This window comes from Ruegeria sp. BA2, from assembly GCF_056539605.1.
In genome coordinates this window covers 1-11,687 of the sequence record NZ_JBQFVE010000004.1, presented here as the reverse complement: position 1 = coordinate 11,687, position 11,687 = coordinate 1, and the positions used below count along the sequence as shown (strand labels likewise).

The window sequence follows — 11,687 nt, the reverse complement described above, 5'->3', positions numbered from 1 at the left end:
TACGCCGATACCCTTCGCGGATTTTGGGGCGGGAGCCTCTGCGTTGGCGTCAGTCACCGAGTTTTGCGTGAATCTCGTCTAAATCGATCTCACCCGTCGGCATCTTGTTCGCGGGATTTTCGAAATCGTATTTGAACAGTTCGAAATCCTGTTTGTAGATTTCATAAACCAGATGCATCGACAGATCGTCGAAATAATCCTCGACCGGATGCGCCCGTTTGGGGCCATGGCCTTCGGATTCATTAAAGCGCGGGATTTCGGCAAGATTTACAGGATGCGCCGTTTCCAGATGCTCCAGCACCCCCTGCATGCCGTCATTGAATTTCTCAGTCCAGAAAATCCGATCGTACCTGCCGCCATTGGAAATCAGGGTCGAGACATGGCCCGACATGGCCGACCAGTGAATATCAGGGTCCATCGGACGCCGCCAACGGATCGTATCCCGGGCAAATAGCAGGAACCGGCGGAAGCTGGCGATCTGATCAAACTCACCCTTACCGTCCTCGCCTCCGACTTCGATCCCGTAGTTGTAGATCAGCGTCGGCACTAGATTGCCGCGATAGCGTTTGCCGTTGCGCTGGATGCCACAGATTTTGTCAAAGAAGGAACTGAGGATGCGCGTGTACGGATTACGCACGCAGGTGAATGTGTAAGATTCGTGTGACCTCACGTTTCTGGCTATCGGGTCCTGGCTGGAGCCGAAGGCCCATTTGTGCATCCCGTCCTGGGCATCGTGGATATCGCCATCAAAGAACCTGCCATGATCGGAAAAATACATGATCTGGCCAATCGTCGAACAGGCGCATTTTGGCACGACACGATAGACCATGCTTTGACTTTCGGTCATCCATGTACCGGGAAAACCCATCTGCTGCGCCTCCTTGGCCGGATATCAGTACGATACTCGGGTAATATTGGCTCAAAGAACCAAAATTATTCTGTTTATTCAATCGCTCATCCTAAGTATCACGATTGCGAACAGCAAAAACCGGGAATTCCGAAACACAAATGGCAACGATTGCCTATATCTTGCTATGTCACAAAGACCCTGACGCGATCATCGCTCAGGCCGGCCAGCTGACGGCTGCCGGTGATTGCATGGCAATACACTTCGATGCGCGCGCAAGTGACGCCGACTACGCGCGCATACGCGATTCCCTAAAAGACAACCCAAACGTTGCATTTGCGAAGAAACGGATCAAATGCGGATGGGGTGAATGGTCTCTGGTTCAGGCCACGCTTCACGCGCTGCAAGCAGCGGTGGATCAGTTTCCAAGGGTCACGCATTTTTACATGCTGTCCGGCGATTGCATGGCAATCAAAACCGCCGAATACGTGCACAAATTTCTCGATGAGAACGATATGGATTTCATCGAGAGCCATGATTTCTTCGAGAGCAACTGGATCAAGACCGGTATGAAAGAAGACCGGCTGGTTTATCGCCACTTCTTCAACGAACGCAATCAGCCACGCCTGTTCTATTCCGCTTATGAGATGCAAAAGCGATTTGGCCTGACCCGCGAGATTCCGGCGGACCTACAGGTTATGATCGGCAGCCAATGGTGGTGCTTGCGTCGCCGCACGGTCGAGATGATCCTTGAGTTCCTGCGTCAAAGGCGCGATGTGGTCCGCTTCTTCTCCACCACGTGGATTCCGGACGAGACGTTCTTTCAAACCCTTGTCCGCCATCTGATCCCAAAGCAAGAGATTGAGAACCGTACGCTGACATTCCTGATGTTTTCCGACTACGGCATGCCGGTTACCTTCTACAATGATCACTATGATATGCTGTTGGGCCAGCGTTACCTGTTCGCTCGTAAGATCAGCCCCGAAGCGCATGAGCTGAAGGATCGATTGGGTCAGCTCTACGCAAGTGAAGGGATCACGTTTCACATTTCGGACGAAGGGCGCAATCTCTATCACTTTCTGACCACACGCGGACGTGTCGGGCGACGTTTTACACAACGGTTTTGGGAAGCCGGAAATACTTTGGGACCAGATCGCGAGCTATTTCTGATCGTGTGCAAGAAATGGCATGTAGCCAAGCGTTTGGTCGATCAGATCGCGTCCGAGACCAACTTGCCTTGCATAGAATACCTATTTGATGAAGCGGATACGGCTTTGCCCGATTTGGGTGGGATTCAAACGACTCTGACAAAGCGATCTCGTCACCGGAGAGCGGTTGTTCGGATGCTGTTTGATCATTTTCAAAGCGACAAACTGGTGCTGTGCGTTGATCCGTCAAATCTGGACGTCATTCAGGATTTCTGCGCTGATCAGGCCCGCACACATGTTCTGGAGATCGAGTGCACATATTCTGACGATTATCTGACCGGCCATGCGCATCGGGTTGGCTTGGCTGGGCAGAACAGCTCGGACGCCTCGCTTGCACGCTTGTTGCCCACCCTACGCAACGCGCTGGCTTACGAATCCGAATTGATCCGAAACACTCAGAATGATGGTCTGTTTCATCTACGCGAAACCGCAGAGGTTTCAGAGAACGAAACGGTTATTTCTGAGTTCTTGGGAATCGGTGCCGATCAAGCCAGGGCGATACTGAATCTGGATTACTTGTTTGCCGACTAGGACCCGGCGGTGCGTATCGGCACCGCCGGGTCTGGTACCTTAGATATCGAACTTGACGCCTTGCGCCAGCGGTAGCTCAGCCGAATAGTTCACCGTATTGGTTTGACGCCGCATATAGGATTTCCACGCGTCCGAACCACTTTCACGTCCGCCGCCAGTTTCCTTTTCACCGCCGAATGCCCCACCGATCTCGGCGCCTGAGGGACCAATGTTCACATTGGCAATCCCGCAGTCCGAGCCTGCTGCAGTCAGGAATTGCTCGGCCTCGCGCATGTTCAATGTAAAGACACAGGATGACAGGCCTTGCGGTACGTCGTTCTGGATCTCAACCGCCTCAGCAAAATCGTCATACCCCATGACATATAGGATCGGTGCAAAAGTTTCGGTTTTTACCGTCGCAGTCTGGCCCGGCATTTCGACGATAGCCGGTTCCATATAGACACCAGCGGGTACATCTGCGGTCACGCGGTTGCCGCCGAACACGGTGCCGCCCTCGGCCTTTGCGGCCTCCAGCGCTGCGGTCATGGCGGCACCCGAAGCTTCATCCACCAGCGGTCCAATCAACGTCCCCTCAGACAGCGGGTCACCGATCGGCAGGCCTGCATAGGCTTTCTTGAGCCGTGCCACCAGTTCCTCTCGGATCGAGTTATGCACGATCAAACGGCGCAGGGTGGTACAGCGCTGCCCGGCCGTTCCAACCGCCGAGAACACGATTGCACGCACAGCCATTTCCAGATCCGCCGAAGGACCGACGATCATTGCGTTATTGCCCCCAAGCTCCAGAATGCACTTGCCGAAGCGCTGCGCCACAACCGGCGCGACCGCGCGTCCCATCCGAGTGGACCCGGTGGCGGAGATCACCGGCACATCCTCGCTTGCAACCAGTGCCTCACCCAATGCGGCACCTCCGATCAGGGTATGCAACAAACCTTCGGGTGCATCCCCGAATTTGGCGAGTGCTCGCTCGAATATCTTCTGGCAGGCCATCGCAGTAAGCGGTGTTTTTTCGGACGGCTTCCAAATCACCGGATCACCGCAGACCAGCGCCAGCGCCGCGTTCCACGACCACACCGCCACAGGGAAATTGAAAGCCGAGATCACACCCACGGGCCCCGCCGGGTGCCATGTTTCCATCATTCGGTGGCCGGGGCGTTCGGATGCTATCGTCAGGCCATATAGCTGCCGCGACAGGCCCACGGCAAAGTCACAGATATCAATCATCTCCTGCACTTCGCCCAGACCTTCGGACGTAATCTTGCCCGCTTCCCAACTGACAAGCGCGCCAAGGTCTTCTTTGGCGGCACGCAGTTCTTCACCCAGCAGTCGGATCAACTCACCCCGGCGCGGCGCAGGCACAACGCGCCATGCCTCGAACGCCGCTTTCGAACGGGCAAATATCGCCTCCATCTCGGCCATCGGGGTCTCATGCACCTCGGCCAGAGCGCTCCCATCAATCGGCGAAGTCACGCGCAGCGACCCACCTGTCAGTTCCGCGGTCGTCAGGTCCAATTTCGCAAGAATCGTGTCAGCAGTCATCACAACGTCTTTCATATTTCAGGCCGCCTTATTTTGTTCGGTTACATCGCCGGCGCGATAGAGCCGGCCGAATTCGGTGTTCAGGAAATCGTCAAGTTTCACCTGCTCTTGCCGGACAAAACCACGTGACGGCAGAACACCCGTGCGCATCAGATCAACCACACCCAGCACACCAGCTGCGGTGGTGATCTGAATTGCGCTCCAGACCTGCCCATCGATGGTGCGGGCGAAGGATTTGTTGATCAGGGATTTCTCGCGCAGCGTTCCACCGACCATCCCCTTGGCGGTACAATAGACCAGAACCACATCCTGATCGGTGCGTGGCAGGGCGGTCTCGAAGATCTCTTTCAGTAGATCGCGGCGGCGCTCCAGCCCCAGATCATTCAGCAATAGACGCAGTATGTCGCGATGCCCCGGATACCGGATCGAGCGATATGACACGGCCCGCGCCTTACCCTCAAGCGTTTCGGGCAACGTACCAAGCCCACCCGAGGTATTGAAACACTCGTATTCCACCCCATCATGGCCGATCAGTTCATAGTCTTCGAGCGGTGCAGTTTTAGTTCTTTCGCTGTTCACAATCGCATCACAGGGATTGCAGTATTCATTGATCAACCCGTCCGTGGACCAAGTCAGATTGTATTTCAGCGCATTCGTCGGATAGAGCGGTAGCGCTCCGACCCGCATATGCAAGCTGTCTATCTCATCGAATTCGGCTGCCAGCGCAGCACCTGCAATCCCGACAAACCCGGGCGCCAGGCCACATTGCGGCATGAAAGCTGTGTTGCTGTTTTGCGAGAGCTCACGCACTGCGTTGGTCGCAGCCACATCTTCTGTGAGATCAAAGTAATGCGCCCCTACAACCTTGGCCGCGCTTGCAATCGCTGGTGTTAGAAAGAATGGAGCGGCAGAGATCACCGCATCGAACCCTCTAAGCCCCTGTTCTAAATTGGCATTATCACGCGCATCAATTTGTCGAGTCGCGATGCCTCGTTGTTTGAACACAGCGAGCGCCGATAGATCGTGATCAGCCACTGTTACTGAGTAATGTGCCGATGTTTTCAGCATCGTTGCGATCATCTGACCGATCTTACCTGCACCGACTACGCAAATATTCCAGCTCAAAACGTGCCTCCTTACTCGATTTTCTTAAGTATGGCGCGCGGTCTGTTCGGTTCGCAGGGGCTATCTTGACGATACGACTGATATTTTTGACATTATTACGGGATGATCGACAAAACGACGCAACATGCCGATAGAAAGCTGTTTCTCAATTCTTGGAACCACAGTGACGATTTCATGATGCCTATATCTTTTGGAGGCATCATAGACTTCTAGGTTTTGGCTGATGAGGTGGTATCTAGGAGGCGCGATGTAGCGCTTACAATTCAACTGTCCAATGGGCTGTTTTTCGATCGCACGGGCTGTTCTGAGATTTTCTGACGCTGGTTGCGGGAGGACGCAGCCACCGTTGTCGGACAGAGTGAAAATGCAAAAATTGAGGCCTTAGGTTTCATTTTCACAGCATTCTTCTTCTCCTAATTACGTTGCCTCCTGCGAAAACACCGTGTCCTCGAGTTCGACTTAACAGCCTAGCGGGAGCCATGACATCTGGAAAGAACAGCAAATCGAATTGTCCTTATGAAGTGTCGACGGCCACACCATAGCCTAGTCGTTCACTATGGTCTGTGTGCCCGATCTGCTTTGCCGAACTAAACAATTCCTGTTGAACCACAGGGCCCAGATCCATACGCAACATCTTCGCTATTAAGCCAGCCAGCATTCCACAACTTGCAGAACTTCCGGTGTTGGCGACATGGTCGTCTAAATCTTCGCGAAAAAAGCTGGGGGTGCTTAGCTTGGGGTTCCTATTGAGAAGGCCTGGGCCAGGAGAGCCCTGCGAAGAGGATCCAATCCATTTGCCCGTGCAGTCACAAGCTGCAGTGCTCAGCACGAATTCCAATTGATTGGGATGCCATATACTACGTCCAGGCCCACGATCGTAAGGTCCGGCCTCGGGGTCTGGCGAGAAGCTACCGGTATTGCCTGCAGCGAAGACGACCGGGATTTTCTTGTCGGATGCCAAATAGTTGATGATAGAGTTCAACCCGTGGTCGCTGTCTTCTGTTAGTTTTCCTTGTGGTTGCTCACGCAACCGGTCCTTGACACCCCAAGCGTTTACTATGATGCGTGGTTCATCAGGCGGAATTTTGGGCGAAGCGATCAGTACAGAGAGTTGCTGGAAAGCTATGTCGGTTGCAGTGTCTAGCACCGCCCCAACGCGGTCAGGAATAACAGGGATATCATAGAAAACAATGGGTTGCTCACCTGCGCTGAGCCCTCTGTTGTGGCCGGCAATCGACAGTACGTTGCGCACCGTCATGTGGGCATGCCAGTGTGGCAAAGTGCGGTAGCGGTGCCGCTGCTCTCTGGGTAATTCACCTTGCCCAGGCTTAGGGGGAAAGCGTGGAGGGCCTGGAAAAGGCCAATTGCTCAGGTCCCACCAAATCATGCCGCCATAGGTGCCCGGCCCGCCGAGCGCCTCCACATACTCTCGACTCATTCCTTGATCAACAACGAATACATGCAGCTTTTTCTTTCGGAGCTTGGGTGGACCCTCGCACTCCATTAAGCGCAGTGCATCGGCACGGCGCATAAACGTCGCGCTGCCATGAAGGCCAGGTGCCCTGTGTTGTTGTGCCGGTGCCTCGTTCTCTGCAAATCCGATCCGGAAGTTCACAGCGGGGGACGCTGTCGATATTCCGATCTCCTTGGGATCTCGGCGGAAGGGCAGCATTACTCCGGGTGGTTCGGCTTCGTCGAGCATATAGCCTTTGTCACTGGCGTAGTTGAAGAAGCGGTAAGGGTTACGGCGAACGGCAACATCGACGAATTGGATCAATGTAGCCTCATCTCTGACCAAGGCCCGAATTTCGTCCTGCGTCCCAATTCTGTTTCTCAGTCGAACAAGCGCATCTTCAGTCAAGTATTCAAAAAGGGAATTATCGCCCGAAAATAGAGTTGGTATGTCTACTTCTAGATCCTTAACGAATTTCTTAACCAATGCCGGTGCGTCGACATGCAAAAGCGAAAACGCTGCCCTTTCCATGATCGTCCCTTCTGAAATGCTGAAATGCTGTACGAAATGTGCTATGCCAAAACAGTATACACTAATTTGATCTATTTTTCGCGACTGTTGAGTAGTTGGGATATGGGGTATTGCGTGGCTGCGGGAAAACAAGTTCAACTTTTTGAGGCTCCAGCTCCTGCCATCAATTATGTACGATGCGCCGTAGCGTTCCTTGACGTTGTTGGATTCTCCGCGCAGATGAGCGCGGATGAGCAAGCGACTTTCAATCGCTGGATCGGTCTAAAGAATGATTTGATCGTACCTTCCATTCTTCAAAACGGTGGCGATTTTATCAAATCCCTGGGTGACGGTGTTCTTGCCGCGTTCCAATCGCCAGATCAGGCATTGGCTTGGGCGGTTGACCTGCAAAAGAAGGCGCGCACCCGAGGGCAGAGCATGACAATGCGCATCGCGCTTGGATTTGGCGAAGTAATACGTGAATCCGATGGTGATCTAGCGGGCGACTGCGTGAACACCACTGCACGGCTTGAGCAGCGGTCAAAGGCTGGCGGGGTCATTATCACCAAACAGTTGCGTGACGCGTTGACCGAAAACGTCAACCACAAGCTGCACGCGACGGGGCCTCTTAAATTGCACAACATTTCCAAAGACGTGCATGCCTTTCACGTGCTGCTTGATGGTAGAAGTTTCGCGCACATACCGCGAGTTGGGCGCCTACCGTCGATCGCGATCCTGCCGTTCGAATCGAAGGAAGAAGAGGCCTACTTTTCGAACGGCGTCGTTGATGACATCATCGTTTCCCTTGGCGGTGTTCAGGAACTGAACGTGATCGCGCAGTCCTCGGTCAGAGCATTAGGTGAACACAAACATATCGATCCGCGCGAGATCGGCGAAAATCTCGGTGTCGACTTCATTGTGAGCGGAGCGATCCAGAAATCTCGCGTGGCAATGCGAGCGGAGACCAAACTGTTGGATGCCCTGACGGGCGAAATCATCTCGACTGACAGGTCAGTCTTCAAGATCGACGAATTGTTTTTGGTTCAAGACAAATACATCGAAAAGATCGTGGCTCTCGTTGCGCCCGAGGTGAAACGTGCCACGCTTGAGCGCGCTCTTCGCAAGCCACCGGGAAACTACACGGCATACGAACACATGCTACGCGCACTGGACAAGGTCTCCAGTTTCGACAGAGCCCGCTTCGAAGAAGCTAAGCTACAACTCGACGCGGCCATCACAGCAGACCCCGACTTTGCAAATCCCTACGCTTGGTTGGCGCGCTGGCACACTATCAACGCAGGTCAAGGCTGGTCAACCGATCCAATGTGCGAGAGTAAGATGGCTCTAGAAGCAGCACAAAAAGCAATCCGCTTGAACCGTCGAAATGCACTCGCACTTGCCAGCTATGGCCACGTTCTTGCCTATACCATTCGCGACTACGACACCGCAATAAACTACCTGGACCGGGCAGTCTCTGCGGGACCAAACAATGCAATAGCACATTCCTTGCGCAGTGTTACATTGAGCTTCCTCGGCAGGACAACGGAAGCAATTGCTGCAGCGGAAAAGGCAATACGATTGTCCCCCTTTGATGAGCAACTCTTTCAGTTTTTCTCCTTTTTAGCGCTGGCCCATTATGCAGACGGAAATTTCGAGAGTGCCATTTCTTGGGCGCAACGTAGCATGGCGGAGAACCCAAATTATACTAACACTTTGAAAATTATTACTATTTCGAAAGTGGCGGTTGGCGACTTCGAAGGCGCTAAGCTTAGCGCTGCGATGTTGCTTCAAAAAGAACCCAAGTTTTCACTCGAACAATACCAAAAGGGGCCGTTGCCGTTTAAGGAAGCTTGGCGTTCCGAAAAGTTGCTGGAACACTATCGCCTTGCGGGAATTCCAAATCGATAAACTACTTTAATCTGAAACGACCAATTTAAGGAGATGACTATGCCCGGCACCGCTGATGGACTTGACGCCCTGGACGCACTTGATGCACTTGATGCACTTGATGCACTTGACGCGCTGAGCGGAGGATCGGGACCGGCCGCTGGAAACGGCATGCGGCCAATCGGAGTTTCCCCCCATCTCGAACCTGCCGAGAGCGGGTTTGTGAAACATCAGGAGTGGTGGAACGGAAACCTATGGCCTGCTGTTAACCCGGAGGCCTGGCAGAAAGACCCTGCGACAAGCGAAATGAGTTATGTCCCGTTACATAAGATTTATAATTTCGTCACTGGCCGACGCTACGATCAGAGCCATTGGTCAACAGACAAATACGCCGATGTAATTGTCACCAAATTTGCTGCTGAACGAACCAATGTTTCTGGCGAAGTTGATCATGAAAAGAAGAGCTGGCTGAACTGGCCAGATCCCGACATAGCCTGGGACAATCTGACGAAAAGTACTACATTTGATGACGAGAAATACGAGTTTGAAAATTGGACGGACCTGGATGACATTGACTACAGCGGACACACGCCCGTGTCGTTGGACGACGAACTGACCGAGCTAGTATCCTTGATTGAATATCGTGGCGGCGCGCTAAGCGAGGCGCTTGCGCAACGGCAGGGCATCGGAATTTTCTTTCGCGGCGTTGTTCCGTTCAGCAGGACGACGCATCCAAAAACAACGCTAGCCCTGGCCGGGGCCATGAGAGTCGCACAATTCCTAGCCATGCATTACAAGGAAAGATACGAAAGACCCCGTCCCGCACAACTGGCTCCGGCCTTAATGCCGCCGATACCGAACCCAGGACACGCGGCATTTCCCAGTGCGCATGCAACAGAGGCGTACATGGCCGCACTCGTCCTTTCCTGTATTCCCTTTGTTCAAAGAATGAGTCGGGCCCATTTGCACAAATCTGGGGCACCCCATGTGGAAGTCGTACGTAACCCAATCCTTGACGTTGCACGCCGCATCGCGCGAAACCGAGAGGTCTTAGGTGTTCATTACCCTACGGACAGCGAGGCTGGAAAGCGTCTGGCCGCATTCGGTTTTTGGCATTTGCATAAAACAACCGACTTCAAGACTTTATTGGATGGCGCGATTCGCGATGAGTGGGGCCACTAAGGACGCTTATTGAAAAATCCACGTATAACCGGGTTTTTAATCCAGTCATTTTTCGCAAAGCCGGCGAGACGACAATCCCGTCGCTCGGCCAAACATTCTGTGTACACTATGTCGAAATAATGCGCGGTGCTTTGCTCAAAAAATAAGTCTCCATGCATCATCCAGCTTAGCTCATGTTTCACATGAGAAATAGATTTCTCAGCGTGTTCGATACTAGGTGCGAAAAAGGCTCGCTTTCTGGGCTCTTGAAGTGCGGTGAAAATAACGTCCTTGCACCTAGACCAAAAAAATAACGATACGGCGAAAGCCGTTCAGCCAAAAATCCGGAATGGTTTCACAAAGGTCTTCATGTTCGCGGTGGAAGATGGCGTGGCAGTTGACCCGATCACAGTTACGCTGCAGTGCGTAATAAAACCAGGTTGGGATTGAACCGGTTGCACAGCGTAATTCGTCAGGCTGTTTTTGAATGTGTTACGAGAGTGTTAGCGCACGGATGTGGATTTTTCATCAAAGCCCAACGTAGATAAACTGACGCCACTTGTAACCCACCAGCCTTAGAGGCTGGGCCGCAATCATTGGGAGAAAACAGGGCGGCTCTTCGTCATGAGAGCACTCGATGGCAATGATCCTGACCCCTTTTGCGGTCAGTGTTTTGCCGTGTTGAGTGCGCTCCCCTGCCAAGCAACACTATCATTGCCTCGTGAGGTTCCTTCAGAAGGACCACTGCTTTGACGTGTTCGAATACCAATCCCAAGGGCAATCTGCCCGAAGGCACCTGCAACAACCGGTTGGCGATCAAACACGCGGAATTGGAGGATCGTGTTCTCTCCGGCCTCAAGGAACAGTTGCTGCACCCTGATCTGATCGCGGAATTCACCAAAGCCTATCAAGAGGAACACAACCGCCTTGCCGGGTCCATTCAACAGGAGTGGAGTAAGGCGACACGTGATCTGGCGCAGGTCGAGCGTAAGATCGCACATCTCATCGACGCCATCAGCGATGGCATGTTTCACGCCAGCATGAAGGATAAGCTGACAGCGTTAGAAGCGCGCAAGGCCGAACTCGCATCCTTGACCGCGTCCGCCTCTGATGAACCACCGGTTTTGCTGCACCCCGGTTTGTCCGACCTCTACCGAGAACGGGTCGCCAATTTGACGACGGCATTGCGCGATCCATCATCGCAAGCTGAAGTGACATCCATCATTCGCGGCCTATTGTCGGGGATTCGATTGATTCCGGAAGATGGGACGTATGCGATTGAGTTGATTGGGGAGTTGGCGGGATTGTTGCGTTGGGTGTGTCCCGGAACGAACAAAGCCGCCCAGAGGCGGCGTGTAAGCTTTTGTTTTCTGAACCTAAACTTGGTTTCGGGAGAGGATTTGAGCCTCTGACTTTCAGGTTATGAGCC

Annotated in this window: 8 protein-coding genes; 4 read left to right on the top strand and 4 right to left on the bottom strand. The window is 53.2% G+C overall.

From position 1 onward, the window contains the following. Positions 1-49: 49 nt before the first annotated feature. Complete coding sequence (locus ACR0NN_RS10020; protein ID WP_170725388.1) at positions 50-868, bottom strand: sulfotransferase family protein; 819 nt, start codon at positions 866-868, stop codon at positions 50-52. 140 nt (positions 869-1,008) lie between these two features. On the opposite strand from ACR0NN_RS10020, the gene ACR0NN_RS10015 reads away from it, so the two are divergent. After that, on the top strand, positions 1,009-2,586 hold the full coding sequence (locus ACR0NN_RS10015) for a DUF5928 domain-containing protein (RefSeq protein WP_480684577.1): 1,578 nt from the start codon (positions 1,009-1,011) through the stop codon (positions 2,584-2,586). Between the two features lie 39 nt (positions 2,587-2,625). On the opposite strand, the gene amaB is transcribed toward ACR0NN_RS10015, so the two are convergent. From amaB to ACR0NN_RS10000, 3 genes are all read right to left on the bottom strand, one after another. Continuing rightward, complete coding sequence (amaB, locus tag ACR0NN_RS10010; RefSeq protein ID WP_480684575.1) at positions 2,626-4,137, bottom strand: L-piperidine-6-carboxylate dehydrogenase; 1,512 nt, start codon at positions 4,135-4,137, stop codon at positions 2,626-2,628. A gap of 3 nt (positions 4,138-4,140) precedes the next feature. Further along, entirely contained in the window at positions 4,141-5,247 is a 1,107-nt protein-coding gene (locus ACR0NN_RS10005; protein ID WP_170725390.1) for a saccharopine dehydrogenase NADP-binding domain-containing protein, read from the bottom strand. A gap of 514 nt (positions 5,248-5,761) precedes the next feature. Next, positions 5,762-7,468: a S8 family serine peptidase gene (locus ACR0NN_RS10000; protein ID WP_480684573.1), complete on the bottom strand. Its 1,707-nt coding sequence runs from the start codon at positions 7,466-7,468 to the stop codon at positions 5,762-5,764. Here ACR0NN_RS10000 and ACR0NN_RS09995 point away from each other — a divergent pair. The 3 genes from ACR0NN_RS09995 (at position 7,451) to ACR0NN_RS09985 (ending at position 11,670) form a co-directional block, all read left to right on the top strand. Next, complete coding sequence (locus ACR0NN_RS09995; RefSeq protein ID WP_480684571.1) at positions 7,451-9,118, top strand: adenylate/guanylate cyclase domain-containing protein; 1,668 nt, start codon at positions 7,451-7,453, stop codon at positions 9,116-9,118. The genes ACR0NN_RS10000 and ACR0NN_RS09995 overlap by 18 nt on opposite strands. Positions 9,119-9,157: 39 nt before the next feature. Continuing rightward, on the top strand, positions 9,158-10,279 hold the full coding sequence (locus ACR0NN_RS09990) for a phosphatase PAP2 family protein (protein ID WP_480684570.1): 1,122 nt from the start codon (positions 9,158-9,160) through the stop codon (positions 10,277-10,279). A gap of 728 nt (positions 10,280-11,007) precedes the next feature. After that, the gene (locus ACR0NN_RS09985) at positions 11,008-11,670 is read left to right on the top strand and encodes a hypothetical protein (RefSeq protein ID WP_170725394.1); all 663 of its coding nucleotides are present in this window, start codon (positions 11,008-11,010) and stop codon (positions 11,668-11,670) included. Positions 11,671-11,687: the final 17 nt, after the last annotated feature.

Coding starts and splice junctions, on each gene's coding strand:
- amaB (WP_480684575.1), bottom strand. CDS start 4,137: ATGAAAGACGTTGTGATGACTGCTGACACGATTCTTGCGAAATTGGAC.
- ACR0NN_RS09990 (WP_480684570.1), top strand. CDS start 9,158: ATGCCCGGCACCGCTGATGGACTTGACGCCCTGGACGCACTTGATGCA.
- ACR0NN_RS10020 (WP_170725388.1), bottom strand. CDS start 868: ATGGGTTTTCCCGGTACATGGATGACCGAAAGTCAAAGCATGGTCTAT.
- ACR0NN_RS10015 (WP_480684577.1), top strand. CDS start 1,009: ATGGCAACGATTGCCTATATCTTGCTATGTCACAAAGACCCTGACGCG.
- ACR0NN_RS09995 (WP_480684571.1), top strand. CDS start 7,451: ATGAGCGCGGATGAGCAAGCGACTTTCAATCGCTGGATCGGTCTAAAG.